Source organism: Streptomyces sp. NPDC056486 (assembly GCF_042795295.1).
Lineage (GTDB): Bacteria > Actinomycetota > Actinomycetes > Streptomycetales > Streptomycetaceae > Streptomyces.
The window spans coordinates 1-18,029 of the sequence record NZ_JBHTSF010000174.1; the positions used below are offsets into that span (position 1 = coordinate 1).

General features: G+C 71.8%; 10 protein-coding genes. 5 read left to right on the forward strand and 5 right to left on the reverse strand.

All coding sequences use genetic code 11. From position 1 onward, the window contains the following. Positions 1 to 357: 357 nt before the first annotated feature. A complete protein-coding gene (locus ACFQ7F_RS39105) occupies positions 358 to 906 on the reverse strand; it encodes a MarR family transcriptional regulator (RefSeq protein ID WP_367043520.1) in 549 nt (182 codons plus the stop codon). A 116-nt stretch (positions 907 to 1,022) separates the two neighbouring features. On the opposite strand from ACFQ7F_RS39105, the gene ACFQ7F_RS39110 reads away from it, so the two are divergent. Next, positions 1,023 to 2,309, forward strand: coding sequence for an MDR family MFS transporter (locus tag ACFQ7F_RS39110; protein WP_383281893.1), 1,287 nt, complete (start codon positions 1,023 to 1,025; stop codon positions 2,307 to 2,309). A gap of 33 nt (positions 2,310 to 2,342) precedes the next feature. Here ACFQ7F_RS39110 and ACFQ7F_RS39115 read toward each other — a convergent pair whose 3' ends face one another. Further along, positions 2,343 to 4,013, reverse strand: coding sequence for a SpoIIE family protein phosphatase (locus ACFQ7F_RS39115; protein ID WP_383281897.1), 1,671 nt, complete (start codon positions 4,011 to 4,013; stop codon positions 2,343 to 2,345). 142 nt (positions 4,014 to 4,155) lie between these two features. Next, positions 4,156 to 5,514: an NAD(P)/FAD-dependent oxidoreductase gene (locus ACFQ7F_RS39120; RefSeq protein WP_383281900.1), complete on the reverse strand. Its 1,359-nt coding sequence runs from the start codon at positions 5,512 to 5,514 to the stop codon at positions 4,156 to 4,158. Positions 5,515 to 5,888: 374 nt separating this feature from the next. On the opposite strand from ACFQ7F_RS39120, the gene ACFQ7F_RS39125 reads away from it, so the two are divergent. Both ACFQ7F_RS39125 and ACFQ7F_RS39130 read left to right on the forward strand, forming a co-directional pair. Then, entirely contained in the window at positions 5,889 to 6,662 is a 774-nt protein-coding gene (locus ACFQ7F_RS39125) for a TetR/AcrR family transcriptional regulator (RefSeq protein ID WP_383281903.1), read from the forward strand. Between the two features lie 229 nt (positions 6,663 to 6,891). Then, positions 6,892 to 8,871 carry a sigma-70 family RNA polymerase sigma factor gene (locus ACFQ7F_RS39130; protein WP_383281906.1) on the forward strand — a complete coding sequence of 660 codons (1,980 nt, stop codon included), beginning with the start codon at positions 6,892 to 6,894 and terminating at the stop codon, positions 8,869 to 8,871. A 48-nt stretch (positions 8,872 to 8,919) separates the two neighbouring features. Here ACFQ7F_RS39130 and ACFQ7F_RS39135 read toward each other — a convergent pair whose 3' ends face one another. After that, entirely contained in the window at positions 8,920 to 12,195 is a 3,276-nt protein-coding gene (locus tag ACFQ7F_RS39135) for a BTAD domain-containing putative transcriptional regulator (protein WP_383281909.1), read from the reverse strand. A 79-nt stretch (positions 12,196 to 12,274) separates the two neighbouring features. Next, positions 12,275 to 14,371, reverse strand: a complete 2,097-nt coding sequence (locus tag ACFQ7F_RS39140; RefSeq protein WP_383281912.1) for an asparagine synthase-related protein — start codon at positions 14,369 to 14,371, stop codon at positions 12,275 to 12,277. Positions 14,372 to 15,071: 700 nt separating this feature from the next. On the opposite strand from ACFQ7F_RS39140, the gene ACFQ7F_RS39145 reads away from it, so the two are divergent. Together ACFQ7F_RS39145 and lhgO are read left to right on the forward strand one after the other, a co-directional pair. Next, positions 15,072 to 16,538: an MFS transporter gene (locus ACFQ7F_RS39145; protein WP_383281915.1), complete on the forward strand. Its 1,467-nt coding sequence runs from the start codon at positions 15,072 to 15,074 to the stop codon at positions 16,536 to 16,538. 171 nt (positions 16,539 to 16,709) lie between these two features. Continuing rightward, the gene (gene lhgO, locus ACFQ7F_RS39150; RefSeq protein WP_383281919.1) at positions 16,710 to 17,912 is read left to right on the forward strand and encodes an L-2-hydroxyglutarate oxidase; all 1,203 of its coding nucleotides are present in this window, start codon (positions 16,710 to 16,712) and stop codon (positions 17,910 to 17,912) included. Positions 17,913 to 18,029: the final 117 nt, after the last annotated feature.

Genomic DNA, 18,029 nt, shown 5'->3' on the forward strand with positions numbered 1-18,029 from the left:
TTTCCCTTTCCGGCGAGTCCGACTCTACCAGATCCTTTCGGGCCTGATTCCCAGTCAGCGGGGTTTGTCTTCCCGGCTGTTGGGCCGTTCCGACGTCTCAAACTCTAGCGGTTCTTCCCGGCTACTCATAATCGAGTCCTGGAATTGAATTCGGGCATGCCGAAGTCGTTCCCGGGGGGATGTCGTGCAGAGTTTGTTTTGCCGCGTTTCAGCGGCGGGAGTGGCTGTCGCAGAACCGTTACGGCTCCGTGGCAACCCGAAGAACTTTACTGAGACGGTGGGTGACTGTCAAACGCCGTGGTGGGGCGCTCGGCCTGGTCCTCGCCTTGGTCCTCGACCCGGGCCCCAACCGCCGTCTCAGTCCAGGTCGGTGAGGCGTCCGCCCGCGTCCGGCTGGGCGTGCTCCACCCTGCGAAGGAGGCGAGTCAGTACTTCACCGAGGGCGCCGCGCTCCTCCTGGGACAGGTCCTGGAGGAGGTCCTCCTCGAAGACCGTGGCCAGGCGCATCGCCTCAAGCCACTTCTCGCGGCCCTCCGCGGTGAGCTCCACGATCACTCGTACGCGGTTGGTCTCGTCGCGGTCCCGGGTCACCAGACCCTCCGCCACCATGCGGTCGATGCGGTGGGTCATGGCCGCCGGCGTGAGGCCGAGGCCTTTGGCGAGCTCGCCGGGGCCCATTTGGTACGGGGCGCCGGAGAGGACGAGGGCCTTGAGGACTTCCCACTCGGCGTTGCTGATGCCGAGGGTCGCGGTCTGCCGTCCGTAGGCGACGCTCATCCGCCGGTTGAGGCGGCCGAGGGCCGAGACGATCTCCTCGACCTGGGGGTCGAGGTCCTGAAACTCCCGCTGGTAGGCGGCGATCTGCTCTTCGAGAGTCGGCTCACTGGGGCCGGGAGTGTCACCCATGGGCCGCAGTATGGCACGACCTCACTTGGCGTTGAAGTTCTTCTGTGTGTATTGTTTAGCTTCTAACTTTAGCTTCGAAGTCTTCACTCCTAAGGCAGGTGAAAGTGACCAGGGCGATGGGCGCAGCGATGCGTCGTATTCAGGTGGGCAGCGCGCTGAGCGCGTTCGGCGTGGGGTTCACGGTTCCGTTCCTCTACGTGTACGTGGCGCAGGTGCGGGATCTGGGGGCCGGTACGGCGGGCATCGTGCTCGCCGCCTTTGCCATGGCCGCGTTGATCGTGCTGCCCGTCACCGGGCGCGTCATCGACCGACGTGGCCCGCTCCCCGTACTTATGGGAGCGGCGCTGACCGCCTCGGTGGGTGCCCTCGCCCTGGGCCTCGCGAACAGTGAGCCGACGGCGATCGTCTCGGCTGCTCTTCTCGGCGCCGGTACCGCGGTGATGCAGCCCGCGCTCGCCACGATGATCGTCTGGTGCTCGACGCCCACCACGCGCACGCGTGCCTTCGCGATGCAGTTCTTCCTGCAGAACCTGGGCCTCGGTATCGGTGGGCTCATCGGCGGCCAGATCGTCGACGAGCACGACCCGGGCAGCTTCATCACGCTGTTCTCCATCGAGGCCGTGATGTTCCTGGTCCTCGCCGCGATCGTCGTCACTGTGCGGCTTCCGCACGCGCCGTCCATCCAGGACGCCGTGCCCACGGACGGGTCCGCCCCGCAGCGCGGCCTGCGGGCGCTCCTCCGTCACAAGGCGATGGTGCAGCTGTGCGTGCTCGGCTTCGTGCTGTTCTTCGCCTGCTACGGGCAGTTCGAGTCGGGTCTCTCCGCGTACGGCGTGGAGGCGGCCGGGATCTCGCCGTCGACGCTCGGCATCGCGCTCGCCGCCAACACGGCCGTGATCGTCGTCGCGCAGTTCGCCGTCCTGAAGTTCGTCGAGCGGCGCAAGCGGTCCCGCGTGATCGCGGCCGTCGGTCTCATCTGGGCCGTCGCGTGGATCGCGGCCGGCTACGCGGGGATGGGGCATGGCAGCCAGACCATGGCGACCGCCGCGTTCATCTCCACGTACGCGCTCTTCGGACTCGGTGAGTCGATGCTGTCGCCGACCGTCGCCCCGCTGGTCGCCGATCTGGCTCCGGCCGGGATGGTCGGTCAGTACAACTCGGCGTTCGCCCTGGTGAAGCAGTTGGCGCTCGCGGTCGGTCCTGCGGTCGGCGGTCCGATGGGGGCCGCGCTGCACGGCCCGTACATCGTGACGTTCCTGCTGTTCTCGCTGGGCATCACGGTGCTCGCGGTACGTCTGGGGCGGCAGCTCACTCCGCTGCAGAACCAGCCGTACGTGGCCAAGAGCCGGGTGGTCGCTCAGGGCACCCCGGACTCCGTGGAGCCTGTGCCCACCGGCTCCTAAGTACTACGCGGGTACTTACGTACTTACGCGTACTTACGCGCGCGGGAGGGCGAATTCGCACCAGACCGCCTTGCCGCCGCCCGGTGTGCGCCGTGAGCCCCAGTTCGAGGCGATCGTGGCGATGATGGCGATGCCACGGCCCGCCTCGTCCGCGGGCTCGGCTCGGCGGCGGCGCGGCAGGTGGTCGTCGCCGTCCGTGACCTCGATGATCAGCCGGCGGTCCGTGCGGCGCAGGCGAAGGCGCATCGGCGGGGTGCCGTGCTGGAGGGAGTTGGCGACCAGTTCGCTGGCCGCGAGGACTCCCAGGTCGTGCAGTTCGGGCGGGAAGCGCCAGCTGGCGAGGACTCCGGTGGCGAAGGCACGCGCGCGTGGCGCCGCTTCCACACCACCGAGCAGCTCCAGGGCCGCGTTCCGGAACAGCTCGGCGTCCAGGCCGGTGCGTGCCGGGTGCTGGATGACGAGTACCGCCACGTCGTCGTCGTGGTCGGCCGTCACTCCCAGGGCGCGGATCAGGCGGTCGCAGACCACCTGGGGTGTGCCGGTGGCGCCCGCGAGGGCGCGCTCCAGAGAGGCGACGCCTTCGTCGATGTCCTCGCTGCGCCGCTCGACCAGGCCGTCCGTGTAGAGGACGGCGGTCGAGCCGGGGCCGAGCGGGACCGAGCCCGAGGTGTGCTGCCAGCCACCGGTGCCGAGCGGCGGGCCCGTGGGCTCCTCCGCGCGGTGGATCACTCCGCCCTCGTCCCGTACGAGGATCGGCAGGTGCCCGGCGGAGGCGTAGACGAGATTGCCTTCGTTCGGGTCATGCACGGCGTAGACCATGGTGGCGATCTGCATGGCGTCGATCTCGGTGGCGAGGCCGTCCAGGAGCTGGAGGACCTCGTGCGGGGGCAGGTCGAGGCGGGCGTAGGCGCGCACGGCCGTGCGGAGCTGGCCCATGACCGCCGCGGCGCGGACACCGCGGCCCATGACGTCGCCGATGACCAGGGCGGTGCGGCCGCCGCCGAGGGTGATCACGTCGTACCAGTCGCCGCCGACCGCGGCTTCCGTGCCGCCCGGTTGGTACGTGGCAGCGATGCGCAGGTCGTCCGGCTGCTCCAACTCCTGCGGCAGCAGCGAGCGTTGCAGCGTGACGGCCGTCTCGCGCTGGGTGCGCTCGCTGGCCCGCAGCCGCTCGGCGGCCTCCGCGTGGTCGGTGACGTCGGCGGCGAAGACGAGGATGCCGTCGTCCGTGAGCCCGGCGGCGGGGCCGCCCGCGGGGAGCGTCACGGGGGTGCAGGTGAACGTGTACGAACGGCCGCTCGGCGCCTTGCGGGACTTGACCGTGCGCGGCTTGGAGCTGCGCAGGACCTGATCCATGAGGGGCAGCAGGCCCAGTTCGTCCAGCTCGGGCAGCGCGTCGCGGGCGGGTTCGCCCACGGGGCGCTCGCCGAATGCGGTGGCGTACGCGTCGTTGACGTACGCGATGCGGTGCTCGGGGCCGTGCACCAGGGCGACGAGGGCCGGGATGCGGTCGAGCACATCGCGGGTGGGCAGTTCGTCGACGCCGGCGGCGGGGGTGAGGGTCGTGCCCTCCTGGACTCCTTCGGCGCGGGCCGCAGGGACGGAGCTTTCGGCTCGCTGTGGCGGGGAGATCCCCAGGTCGGTGCGCGCCGCGGCGCGGCGCTGCGTTCCGGGGAGCCGGGCGCTCCAGCGCGTGAAGTTCACTGCGGTAGGCCTCGTGATGTCGCTTCTGGATCGGGCGGGGATTTCCGGCGGTCCTGGCCCGCCCATGGTCACACGAACAGTCTGGCCGACCGGACTGACATCCGTCAGACGCCGGTGTCCGGCAGGGAGTTCCTGCCTCCGGTCAGGAGGACTCCTTCGGGCTTCTGCCCCCGGCAGCGAGTTCGAACTCCGCACGCGGGTGCTCGAGCGAGCCCAGGGAGACGATCTCGCGTTTGAACAGGCCCGACAGGGTCCATTCGGCGAGCACCCTGGACTTGCGGTTGACGGTGGGCACACGGCTCAGGTGGTAGACGCGGTGCATGAACCAGGCAGGGTAGCCCTTCAACTTCCGTCCGTAGACATGTGCGACGCCTTTGTGGAGTCCCAGGGACGCGACTGAGCCAACGTATTTGTGCGTGTACTCCTTGAGGGGCTGTTCGCGCAGAGACGCCGCGATGTTGTCGCCCAGCGTCCTGGCCTGGCGTACCGCGTGCTGGGCGTTGGGGGCGCACTCCTTGCCGGGCTCGTCCGCCGTGACATCGGGGACGGATGCGGCGTCTCCCGCGCCCCACGCGTGCGTGGCGCCGTCGACGGACAGCTGGGCGGTGCAGTTCAGACGGCCGCGTTCGTTCAGCGGCAGGTCGGTCGCGGCGAGCACGGGGTGCGGTTTGACGCCCGCGGTCCACACGACCGTGCGGGTGGGGAAGCGCGCGCCGTCACTCAGTACGGCGACCCGGTCCTCGCAGGAGTCCAGACGGGTCTCCAGACGTACGTCGATGTTGCGGCGCCGCAGCTCACGGACGGTGTACTTGCCCATCTCCTCGCCGACCTCGGGCAGGATCCGCCCGCTGGCCTCGACGAGGATCCACTTCATGTCCTCGGCCTTGACGTTGTGGTAGTACCGCGAGGCGTAGCGGGCCATGTCCTCCAGCTCGCCCAGCGCCTCGACCCCCGCGTAGCCGCCGCCCACGAAGACGAAGGTCAGGGCCGCGTCGCGGATCGCCGGGTCGCGCGTCGACGAGGCGATGTCCATCTGCTCGATGACGTGGTTGCGCAGGCCGATGGCCTCTTCGACTGTCTTGAAGCCGACGCCGTGCTCGGCGAGGCCGGGGACCGGCAGGGTGCGCGAGACGGAGCCGGGGGCCAGGACGAGTTCGTCGTACGTGATGTCGACGGCGCCCGAGCCCTCATCGGCTGTGGCGAGCGTGGTGAAGGATGCCGTGCGCTTGGCGTGCTCGATCGACGTGACCTCGCCGATGACGATGCGGCATCTGTCCAGGACGCGGCGGAGCGGGACCACCACATGACGCGGCGAGATGGAGCCGGCAGCGGCTTCGGGCAGGAATGGCTGATAGGTCATATACGGATCGGGCGTCACCACCACGATCTCCGCTTCGCCCCGCTTCAGCTCCGGTTTCAGCTTCCGCTGGAGGCGCAGCGCGGTGTACATGCCGACGTAGCCGCCGCCCACAACGAGAATGCGCACAGGTTCCTTCACCACCCCATGACGCACCCACCTCAGGAGTTTGTCCACAGGCTCGACAATTTGTGTGACCGGTCGCGGTGCGCGGCACGCCGTGCGGGCCGTGGCCTGGCGGGCGAAAGGTTTGCAGGTCAGCGGGTGAAAGAGGGGGGAAGTGAAGAGGATCAATCGGGTAGGAATCAGTCCGTACTCCGATCGGGGGGCGCTCCGTGCGGAACCCACCTCTTCTGAATTGACTCTGCCTCAACTATGTTCGTGTGTCGTCGGGGTGTCGGGGGATGCGCTCGTCGGGTCCAGCTACGGGGCCCGGAATCTAGTTCGATCCTCACACTCCGGTTGTCAATGGCGGGGAGAGTCTCCGGGGGGAGACGTCATTACCGGGGGAAACGCGTATGCATATTCAGGAATCTCACTGGACTTCCAGCACGGCGTCGGCATCAGCCGTCGCCACCAGCGGGAACGGACGCGACATGGGGGACGGACCGCGTTCGACGCCGCTGCGTGTGGACGCACAGCGCAATCTTGAGCACGTACTTCGCGCGGCGCGCGAGGTCTTCGGCGAGCTGGGTTACGGCGCACCGATGGAGGACGTGGCCCGGCGCGCACGAGTCGGCGTCGGCACGGTCTACCGGCGGTTCCCCAGCAAGGACGTACTGGTGCGGCGCATAGCCGAGGAGGAAACCTCCCGGCTGACAGATCAGGCACGTTCGGCGCTCGGGCAGGAGGACGAACCGTGGTCGGCGCTCTCGCGCTTCCTGCGGACGTCCGTCGCCTCGGGTGCGGGGCGGCTCCTGCCGCCCCAGGTCCTTCGGGTGGGCGTCGCGGACGAGGTCGCGGGCGTACGGGACGACGAGGCGCGCGTGCCGCAGCAGCGGCAGGCGGCCGTGGTCGCTCCCGAGCTGCGGCTCGTCGAGCAGCGCTCGGCTCCGGTCCAGGAGCCGGCGGCGGACGACCCGGGGGCGGTCGCGCTCCTGGACGTCGTCGGGCGCCTCGTGGAGCGGGCACGTGCGGCGGGCGAGCTGCGCCCGGACGTGACCGTGGCGGACGTGCTCCTGGTGATAGCCACGGCGGCGCCCTCGCTGCCGGACGCGGCGCAGCAGGCGGCGGCCTCGTCGCGGCTGCTCGACATCCTGCTCGAAGGGCTCCGCTCGCGCCCCACGGTCTGACGGGGCCCGGGGACGGCACAAAAGCGGCACAGGAGCGGCACGAGGACGGCTCAACCGCTGGTCGGCACGTGGCGGTTGAGCCTTCCCCGAATGGGTGAACGGTAGTGCTCGAATACGGGAAGTCACCTCGGAAGGGTGGTTGCCCGTCATCGCCGACCGCCGGAGCACGCCCGTGTGGCACTCTTTCCCGGATGGCCGGGTCTGAGTGTGCAAGCGGGGGCTTTCCGCGATGAGTGGTGACGGGCGGGACGAGTCGTCCTCCGCCTTGGGCGAGGGGGCCGGAGGACAGCCTCCTCGGCAGGTACCGAGCCAGGGCGGCCCCGGAGCCGGTGGCGGGCCCGTGGCCGGTGGCGGACCCGTCGGCGCGGATCCCAGCGTCCCGCCGCAGCGCGAAGGCGTCCGGAGCCAAGCCGCACCGCCCCTCCTGCCGACCGAGGCCGGAGTTCTCGCGCCCGGGGACGGCCCGCCGCCCGACAGCGACTTGATCACCCGGATGCGGGCGGGCGACGACACCGCCTACGAAGAGCTGTACCGAAGGCACGCCGAAGCAGTCCGCCGGTACGCCCGCACATGCTGCCGGGACGCGCACACCGCCGACGACCTCACGGCCGAGGTCTTCGCGCGGATGCTGCAGGCGGTCCGGGGCGGCAGCGGGCCCGAGCACGCGGTGCGCGCCTATCTGCTCACCACCGTGCGCCGTGTCGCCGCCGGGTGGACAAAGTCGGCGAAGCGGGAGCAACTGGTCGAGGACTTCGCGGTGTTCGCGGCGCAGGCCTCCCGCAGCTCCGAGGTCTCCGACGACACTGCATCCGTTGGCTCCTTCGGAGCGGGCCTGGACCTTGGCGCGGACGTGCTCGCGATGCACGAGGCCGAGCAGTCCATGGCCATGCAGGCGTTCCGGAGCCTTCCGGAACGCTGGCAGGCCGTGCTGTGGCACACGGAGATCGAGGACGAGTCCCCCAGCGACGTCGCCACGCTCTTCGGGCTCGACGCCAACGGCACCCGGGTGCTCGCCAAGCGGGCGCGCGAGGGGCTGAAGGAGGCGTATCTCCAGGCCCATGTGAGCACCGCCCTCGCCGAGAACGAGGAGTGCGCCCGCTACGCCGACCGGCTCGGCGCCTACGCACGCGGCAGTCTGCGCACCCGGGCCGAGCGCGGCCTGCGCAAGCACTTGGAGGAGTGCGTCAAGTGCCGCCTGGCCGCGGGCCAGATCAAGGAAGTCGCAAGCGGTATCCCCGGGGTCGTGCCGATCGCGGTCATCGGCTGGTTCGGTGCCGCCGGGTACGCGAAGGTGGCCGCGCTCGTCGGCGGTGGCGCCGCGGGTGCCGCGGGAGCAGGTGCCGCGGGTGCGGCAGCGGCGAGCGGCGGCTCGTCCGGTGGTGCGGCCGGTGGCGGTGCCGCCGCCGAGGGTCTCGGCGCGCCCGCGAAGGCCGGTATCGCGGCGGCTGTGGTCGTCGCGGCCGCGGCTGCGGCGATCGCCCTCACCGCGGGTGGCGGGGACAAGCCCAAGGACCTGCCGAGCGCCGGGAATCCCCCGGCCGTGGAGCCCGTCGCGCCGAGCAAACCGCCGCCCCCGGAACCGAAGCCGAAGCCGAAGCCCGAGCAGCCGGTCGCCGAGAAGAAGCCGAAGCCTCCCCCGAAGCAGGCTCCCGAGCCGAAGCCGACCCCGACGCCCCCACCGAAGCCCAAGCCGCCGGCCCCGAAGCCGACGCCGACTCCTACGCCCACACCGACCAAGCCGAAGCCCGAGCCGCCGCCTCCGCCGCCGCCCGCGCCGACGGTCTACCAGTGGAGCGAGCTGCGGTACGGCGTCGTCGGTGACGGCACCAAGCCCGAGATGCGGCTCGGCGAGAGCAGTTGGGTCTGGCAGCGCTCCGGCCTGTCCGTCGCGAACACGCAGTACGGCCACGGGGTGACCGTCCATGGCCAGTCCTCCGTCACCATCGACCTGAACCGCGCGTGCTCGACGTATGACGCGGTCGTCGGTGTCGACGACATGACGCTGGGCCTGGGCAAGGTGCGCTTCTCGATCTTTGGGGACGGCGTGCGGCTGTGGCGGTCATCGCTGGTCAAGGGCGGGGACCCGGCGGTGCCCGTGCAGGTGAACCTGACCGGGCGCAAGACGATCCGCCTGGTCGTCGAGCCGCACTCGCCGTTCGACACGGCCGCGCTCGCGGACTGGGCACAGTCGCGCTTCCGCTGCACGTAGGCAGCTTTACGTGGGCCTCGCGGTACGCAGGCCGCGGTTCAGTTCAGCTCAGCTCAGGTGCGCGAGCGCCTCGGCGGCGGTGAGTTCGGCGCCCGCGGCGTGCTCGGCCTCGTACCGGCCGGGGCCGAGGGCGGCGAGTGCTGAGGTCTCGACCTGTTCGGCCTCTGCGAGCCCCGGCATCGGGCGAGGGAAGCCGCTCCGCAGCTGGGTGCCGAAAGCCAGCAGGCGGACCGCGCCCGCGTGGTTGCCGAGCCTGCTCACGAGGCTGGCTCCGCCGTCCACCAACGAAGCGACGACCAGCTCCGCGCACTTGCTCTCCAGGGCCATCCGCAGGCCCTCGGCGAGCACCGGCAGCGCCCGCTCCGGGCCTGACTCGGCGGCCACGACCTTGGCCTCCAGGCTTCGGAGGTCCGCTTCGAACTGCGGCGGCGGGTTGCCACGCCCGGCGTCGGCGCGGGACTCGTCGCACAGGGCACGGGCCCCGGCGATGTCGCCGTCGTCAAGGGCCATCAGCGCCTGGAACATCCGCATGAACGCCCGGGAATCCGCAACGCCGTAGCGGTCGGCCTCGACGCCTGCCTCGTGGAGGGCCTTCGCCGCCTCGTCCCGACGGCCCGTGCGGTACGCGATCTCGGCGAGCCGGACGATCAGGAAGGGCGCTTCGGCGTAGGCACCCACCTCGTAGGCGAGCCGCAGCGCTTCCTCGTACTCGACGCGGGCCTCGTCGTGCCGGCTGCGGGCCATCGCCGCCTCGCCCGCCGCGCTGGACACCTGGGCGCGCATCCAGCGGTCGCCCGCCCGTCCGCTGAGGGCGCGCAGCTCCGCGAGGTCCTCGTCGACGCCGCTCAGATGGCCGGGCGCATCGACCGCGACATGCGCGCGGAACATCAGGCTGACGCCGAGCTCCCAGTCCCCGCCGTACTTACGGCAGTTGGCGACCGCCGCGTCCATATGGGGCCTGGTTTCCTCGATGCTGTCGAGGAAGAAGACGGTGAACGGCCAGATGAGACCGGGGAAATGGGCCGCCGCCGGCACCGGCTGCGCGAAGGCGTCCCGCACCCGCCCGACGTACGCGCGGCCCTCGTCCCCCGTGAAAGCCTCCTTCTCCCTGGCCTCCATGACCAGGAAGAGGTGCAGCATGCGCAGGCTCATCCACGGCCAGTAGAGCGGGTCGTCCGTGGCGGCGGCGTCCGTGGCGGCGGGGACGCCGTCCGGCCCTTCGGGCGGCGGCATCGGTGGTGCCAGTCGCAGGATTCTCGTGACCCACTCCGTGCCCTCTCTGCGGTAGTTCCGCAGCCACCAGAACCAGCCGATGCCCAGGGCGAGGGCCAGGGCCGCTTCCTCGTCGTGGGACTCGACCGTGCGCTGCATGGCCGCCCGGATGTTGTCGAGGTCGGTCTCCAGGCGCTGGATCCAGGGGAGTTGCTCCGCCGAGCGGAGCAGGGGATCGGCCTGTTCGACCAGGGCGCGGAAGTACGCGGTGTGGCGGTGGCCCGCCGCGGCGCGCAGAACCGGCGTCTCGGCGGCCCGCTCGGAGGCGTACTCGTGGATGGTCTCCAGCATGCGGTACCGCATGTCGCCCCTGGCCGTCGGCTCGGCGATGAGCAGGGACTTGTCCACAAGGGCGCCGATGAGGTCGGCGGCGGGGCCGGTACAGACCGCCTCGGCCGCCTCGATGTCCCAGCCGCCCGCGAAGACGGACACCTCGCGCAGCACGGTCCGCTCGGGCTCGTCGAGCAGGTCCCAGGACCAGTCGACGACGGCACGCAGGGTCTGCTGGCGGGGCAGGACCGTGCGGCTGCCGCTGGTGAGGAGGCGGAAGCGGTCGTCGAGGCGGTCGGCGATCTGCCGGGGGGTGAGCAGGCGCAGGCGGGCCGCGGCCAGCTCGATGGCGAGCGGGAGGCCGTCCAGGCGGCGGCAGATCTCGGCGACGGCCTCGGTGTCCTGCTCCGGGGCGAAGTCCGGTCGCACGGCCATGGCGCGCTCGGTGAAGAGGCGGTGCGCCGGGTCGGGCGGGAGGGGTTCGACGGGGCGCACGAACTCGCCGGGCACGCCAAGGGGTTCGCGGCTGGTGGCGACGATGGTGAGGCCGGGGCAGTGCGTGAGGAGGGTATGGACGAGGTCGGCCGCGGCGCCGATGACATGCTCGCAGTTGTCAAGGAGCAGGAGCAGGCTGCGCGGGGCGCAGTACTCGATGAGCAGGGCGACCGGGTCGTCCTGCGGCACCGTCAACTCGCTGGTCATCAGCACGGTCTCGCGCAGACCGAGAGCGCTGACGACAGCGCCGGGGACCGCTTCGGGCTGATCGAGCGGGGCGAGCTCGGCCAGCCATGCCTGCGGATGCCCGGCGGCGGCTTCCTCGGCGAGGCGGGTCTTGCCGGAGCCGCCGGGGCCGGTGAGGGTGACCAGGCGTGCTCGTCGTAGATCTGAACGGATGGCGGCGAGTTCGGGTTCCCGGCCGACGAAGGAGGTCAGGCGGGGGCGGAGGTTGCCTGTTCGCGCGGGCCTCTCCGGTCGCTCTGGCGTCTCTGTCTTCTCTGGCCGCTCTGTCTTCTCTGGCCGCTCTGTCTTCTCTGGCCGCTCTGGTCCCTCTCGTCTCTTGGCGGCCGGGTCGAGCAGTTCCGCGTGCAGCGCCCGGAGTTCAGGCCCCGGGTCGGCGCCGAGGGCGTCGGCGAGTGTGCGGCGCGCGTTCTCGTACGCGGCCAGGGCGTCGGCGCCGCGGCCCGCGTCGCGCAGGGCGCGGATCAGGAGGGCGTGCAGCGCCTCGTCGTACGGCTGCGCGGCGGTGAGTTCCCTCAGCTCCGGTACGACGTCGGAGGCGCCGCCCATGAGCAGGTCCGCCTCGACGCGCGCGCGGGTGGCCTCGGCGAGCAGCGCTTCGGGGCGGGTGGCCGCGCTGCGGTCGGGCAGGTCGGCGAGGGCGGGGCCGCGCCACAGGGTGAGCGCTTCGCGCAGGGTGCGGGCGGCTGATGCCGGGTCCTGGTGGTCCAGGGCCGCCTTCCCCTCGCGTACGAGGCGTTCGAAGCGGTGCAGGTCGACGTCTTCGGGGGCGGCGGTGAGGCGGTAGCCGCCGAATTCCGATGCGACGGCATTCTTGCCGAGGGCGCGGCGCAGGCGGCCGATGAGGGCCTGGAGTGCGGCGGGGGCGTCGGCCGGCGGCTCGTCCTGCGCCCACACCTCACCGATGAGGGTGTCCACGGGGACGGTACGGCCCGCCCGGAGCGCGAGGGTGGCAAGGAGGGCGCGCAGCCGTCGGCCACTGATGGGCAGGGGCGCCCCTTGTTCGTCGTACGCCTCGGTGGCGCCCAGGATTCTGTACCGCACGGGGTCATTCTCGCCGGTGTGGCGGGTCGGGGCGCGGGGGTTTCCGTTCCCCGGGCGCGCCAGCCCTCCCCCGTCCCTGCTACCGCCCCGCCCCCAACGCCCCTCTCTCCGGCACCACACTCCCCGTAGGGACAGCCCGCTGCCGTGCGGGCGTGCCCGTCCAGCAGGTTCCCCGGCGGGAGAGCAGGCGGCGCAGCCACAGCTCCGTGGAGACCAGGTCCGCCAAACCGTCCAGGGGCAGTGGTTCGCCCTCCGCCGCCGCGCGCAGCGCCTTGCGGACCACGCGGGCCTCCACCAGGCCCGCCTGCGCGAGCAAGGGCGTGTCGAAGAGGGAAAGCAGGTCGTCGAGCGCCACCCGCAGGCCCGTCCGCGCGGCCGCGGCGGACGACGCGTGGGACGGAGCGCCCCAGCCGGGCGGCAGTTCGGCCACTCCGGCGCCTTCCAGGACCGTACGCAGGATCGCCGCGCGGGCCCCCGGCTGGACGCGCAGGGCGACGGGAAGCGCGCGGCAGGCCCGGACCACCTGGTTGTCCAGGAACGGCGCGTGCAGGCGCTGGAAGCGGACCTCGGCCGCCTGTTCCAGGACGCGCAGGTCCGCCGCGTGCCGGGCGAGCGCCGCGCGGGCGCGGAACTCGCCGGGGCGCTGGCCGGATCCGGCGCCGGGGCGTCCGGTCGTGTCCTGGAGACGAACCGATACTTCAGCGAGGGCCTCGCCCGTCAGCCAGCGCGCCGCGGGTCCCGGCCTGGCCCACGCGAGGGCGGCCATCGACGCCCCCACCGCCCCGCCCGGTTCGTCGAAGCGGCGCTGCAGAAGACGGTCGGCGAGCGATTCGACGCCCGTGCGGTACGGCATCCGGGAGAGCTTGCGCGCGGCGCCGTACACGCGCGCGGGGACCATGACGGAGCCGGGCGAACCGTCCGCCTTCGCCAACGCCGCGACGGGGCGCACCAGATGGCGCCGCCTGCGGTCCATCAGGAGGTCGGCGAGGCGGGCCGGATGAGCGTCGAGCACCTGCCGGGCGCCGTACCCCGTGAAGTGGTCCGCGCTGCCCGACGAGAGCCGCGCACGGTGGCGCTGGGCCGTGACGAGGGCGGAGCTCGGCTCGTCCGTCAGAGGCCCTTCCAAGTCCGCGTAGGGAAGCGCCTCTTCGCCCGCGGCGACCACTACGTGGTGCAGGCGGGGGTTGGCCGCGATGGCGCCCGCCCGCTCCAGCTCGGCCTCACGGCCGTTGCTCGCGAGGTCGTTGAAGGTGACGGCAAGGAGGCGCTCCCCCGCGCCCGTGCCATGGCCGAGGACCGTACCCGGCATCCCGGGGAGGCCGGCGGCGAGCAGCGCGAGGGTGGCGGACGCGGGTCCTCCGGAGAGGTCGGCGCCGATGCCGGGCACCGGCATCCCGCGTGCCGCCCGCCGCTCGGCGGGACCCATGCCGGGCACGGGCCCCGGGTCGACCTCCGCTCCGGGGACGTGCCGCGGGGCGCCCAGGCGGGCGCGTACCGCCTCCACGAGGGCGTCGCGGACGCCGTCCACCGCGGCGGTCGCGTCGGCGGCGGGCGCGGCGACCGCGAGGGACGCCACGTGTTCGTACCCGGCGATCTCCCGTGCGCCGGCGCGCAGGATCAGGGCGTGCCCCGGTGGCACGCGCCGCACGCCCTGGTAGGGCGTCGAGTCCTGCAGCGCCTCAGGCACGTCGGGCGCGGCGAGCAGCGCGGCGAGGTGGCCGATGTCCAGGTGGGCCTCGATGAGGTCGGCAAGGGGCAGTGCGGCCGTCGCGAAGGCCGTGCCGGAGGCCCAGGGGGTGTAGAAGACGGGGCGCGCGCCCGCGAGGTCACCGGCGACCATGACGCGGCGCCCGACCTGCACGACCGCGGTGTAGCTGCCGGACCACGCGGTCAGGTGCCGCAGGGCGCCGCCGCGGGCCGCGAACAGACCGACTCTGAGCTCCTCGTCGCTCGCACCGCAGGTACCGAGGACCGCGATGCGGGTCTGCTCGTCGGTCTTGACCGTGCGCACCTCGTCGGAGCGCCAGTCACCCACCGCCCAGAGCGGATCCGGGTCGCCCCATAGGAGTTGGGAACCCACGGGATGAACGGTCTCGCCGTTCTCACCGGTGGCCCCGGCCGAGCCGACCACCGAAGGTTTCGCGGCAGTGCTGCTCCACCCCACCAACCACCGCATTGTTGCCTCCACAGGCTGTGGACAACCAGCGCATCGAAGAACTGGGGTCCCATGCTGCCACGAAGGAGGCGCGCGGGAGTGCCTATGGGGGTGCTCACACTCCCCTTAATCTGCCCCGGGGGAGCGGTACTTGAAGGGCGCGACCACGCCCTTTTACTTGTTCGGGGGTGCAATACCCCCGCCTCCGGAGAGGCGATTTTCGGCCAAATCATCGGATGGCGCTCGCGCGGCGGAACCCTGACTGGCAACACACAGTCCGGGAGGCGTTCGTTCGCCCCCCGGACTGGCCCGCCGCCCGCGGGGATGGAGGCGGCGGTGTCCCCCAGCCCGCTGACTCCAGCGCAGCGGGCCGACCCACGCACCGTCCATGGAAGCGCTCCCCTTATGGCCGGAGAAGAGCGCACGCGTGGGCGCACGGCCACACACCCGGAGCACACCCCGGCACTCCCGTGCTTCGCTACCGGCAACAATCTCGCCATCCGGATCTGCGCCTCTTAACGCTTGGGATTCGGCGAACTACGCTGTGTGTGCTGATGTTTTCGCGGAGGCATATACCTGGGGGCTCGGCCAAATGCTCTTGCGGCCGATGTTCCAGGCCACGGCGGTCGTAGTCGCGGACGCCGCTGTCCCTGGGGGAACGCAGCACGAATGCCGCGCGGTCAAGCCACTGCACGGCAGCCGTCTGTGTCGAGGGGTGGCCATGTCCAGGGAGCAACGCGGGCCGAACGAAAAACTCGGCACCGTTCTCGCCCTCGCGGGAATCAGCAATGCGGGACTCGCGCGCAGGGTCAACGACCTCGGCGCTCAACGCGGGTTGACGCTTCGATACGACAAGACGTCGGTGGCCCGGTGGGTGTCCAAGGGCATGGTGCCGCAAGGCGCTGCCCCGCACCTCATCGCCGCGGCCATCGGGCAGAAGCTCGGCCGCCCCGTGCCGCTGCACGAGATCGGGCTCGCGGACGCCGATCCCGCGCCCGAGGTGGGCCTGGCCTTCCCGCGCGACGTGGGCGCCGCGGTCAAGTCGGCCACCGAGCTATACCGCCTCGATCTGGCGGGCAGGCGCGCGGGCAGCGGCGGCATCTGGCAGTCCCTCGCCGGCTCCTTCGCGGTGAGCGCGTACGCGACCCCCGCCTCGCGCTGGCTGATAACCCCGGCCGACAGCTCGGTCGCCCGTGACGTCACCCTGGACGAGCCCCTCGACGCGGGCCACCCTGATGACGGCGCGAACAGCGCGAACAGTGGGCAGTCGATCAAGGTCGGCCACAGCGACGTGCTGAAGCTGCGGGAGGCCGCCGAGGACGCCAGGCGCTGGGACTCCAAGTACGGCGGCGGAGACTGGCGTTCGTCGATGGTCCCGGAGTGCCTGCGGGTCGAGGCGGCGCCCCTGCTGCTCGGTTCGTACTCGGACGAGGTGGGCCGCTCGCTCTTCGGGGCGTCGGCCGAGCTGACGCGCCTGGCCGGCTGGATGGCCTTCGACACCGGCCAGCAAGAGGCCGCCCAGCGCTACTACATCCAGGCCCTGCGCCTGGCCCGCGCGGCAGCCGACGTGCCCTTAGGCGGCTACGTCCTCGCTTCCATGTCCCTCCAGGCGACCTACCGCGGCTTCGGCGACGAGGGCGTCGACCTCGCGCAGGCGGCCCTGGAGCGCAACCGCGGTCTGGCCACCGCACGCACGATGAGCTTCTTCCGCCTCGTCGAGGCACGCGCGCACGCCCGCGCCAATGACGCGCAGGCCGCGGGGGCGGCGCTGCGGGCGGCCGAGGGATGGCTCGAGCGGGCCCGGGACGGCGACAACGACCCGTCGTGGCTCGGCTTCTACGGATACGACCGCTTCGCGGCGGACGCCGCCGAGTGCTACCGCGACCTGAAGGCGCCCCGCCAGGTGCGGCGCTTCACGGAACAGGCGCTTTCGCGGCCGACGGAGGAGTTCGTGCGCTCGCACGGGTTGCGGCTCGTGGTCTCGGCGGTCGCCGAACTGGAGTCCGGGAACCTGGACGCGGCCTGCGAGCAGGGCACGCGCGCGCTGGAGGTCGCGGGGCGCATCTCGTCCGCGCGGACCACGGAGTACGTGAAGGACCTGCTGCACCGCCTGGAGCCGTACGGGGACGAGCCGCGGGTGGTGGAGCTGCGGGAGCGGGCGCGGCCGCTGCTCATGGCTCCCGCGTAGTGGTTCAGGCAGCGACCCAGGGCCCGATATGTCCTTCATGAACCCTCATGCACCCTCATGCACCGCCGAAACGGCAACAGCATTTCCGCGCTCTGTAACCCTGCGGTCCTCGCTGGGTTTGGGGGCGTTGTCAGTGGCGCAGTGCACTATCGGGGTGGGAGGTGATGCGGGATGGTCCGGGCCTTGACGTACGACTGCGATGTGCTGGTGATCGGCGGCGGGATCGTCGGTCTGTCGACGGCGTATGCCATCACCCGCGCCGCGCCGGGGACGCGGGTCACCGTCCTGGAGAAGGAGTCGGGCCCGGCCCGGCACCAGACGGGACGCAACAGCGGGGTGATCCACAGCGGGATCTATTACCGCCCCGGCTCCCTGAAGGCGCGGTACGCGGTGCGGGGCGCCGCCGAAATGATCAAGTTCTGCGCGGAGTACGGCATCGCGCACGAGGTCACCGGCAAGCTGATCGTCGCCACGGAGCGCTCCGAGCTGCCCCGCCTGCACGCACTCGTCCAGCGCGGCCGGGAGAACGGCATTCCCGTGCGGGAGCTGGGCCCCGCGCAGATCGCGGAGTACGAACCTGAGGTGCGGGGGCTCGCCGCCATCCAGGTCGGCTCGACGGGCATCTGTGACTACGGCTCAGTGGCGCAGCTGCTCGCGGACGCCTCCGGTGCGGATGTCCGGTACGGGGCGGAGGTCGTCCGCATCGACCGGCGTGAGGCGCTCGGAGTGGCCGTGCGCACGGCCGACGGCTCGGTGGTGCGGGGGAAGGTCCTCGTCAACTGCGCGGGGCTTCAGTGCGACCAGGTGGCGATGCTCGCCGGTGACGACCCCGGGATGCGGATCGTGCCCTTCCGGGGGGAGTACTTCGATCTTGCGCGCCCCGAGCTGGTGCGGGGCCTGGTGTATCCGGTGCCCGACCCGGCTTTCCCCTTCCTGGGGGTACATCTGACGCGGGGCATCGGGGGCGGGGTCCACGTGGGGCCCAACGCGGTGCCGGCGCTGGCCCGTGAGGGGTACGGATGGGGTGTGGTGCGGCCCCTGGAGCTCGCGGGGACGCTGGGCTGGCCGGGGGCCTGGCGGATGGCCGGGCGGCACTGGCGGTATGGGGCGGGGGAGCTTCGGCGGTCCCTCTCCAGAGGGGCGTTCACCACGGCGGTGCGGAGGCTGCTGCCTGCGGTGACCTCGGATGATCTGGTGCCGGTGGCTGCGGGGGTGCGGGCGCAGGCCGTCCTGCGGGACGGGACGCTTGTCGATGACTTCCTCATCCGGGAGGGGGCGCGGGCTGTGCATGTGCTGAACGCGCCTTCGCCTGCGGCGACTGCTTCGCTGCCGATTGGGCGTGAGGTCGCTCGACGGGTGCTGGCGTTGCTGTAGGGGCGGGCCCTGCGGGGCAATCCCCAATCCCGCCCCTTCCCGAAACCAGGGGGCTCCGCCCCCTGGACCCCCTTACAAGATGTCCTCAATCGCCGGACGGGCTGAAATCTTTCAGCC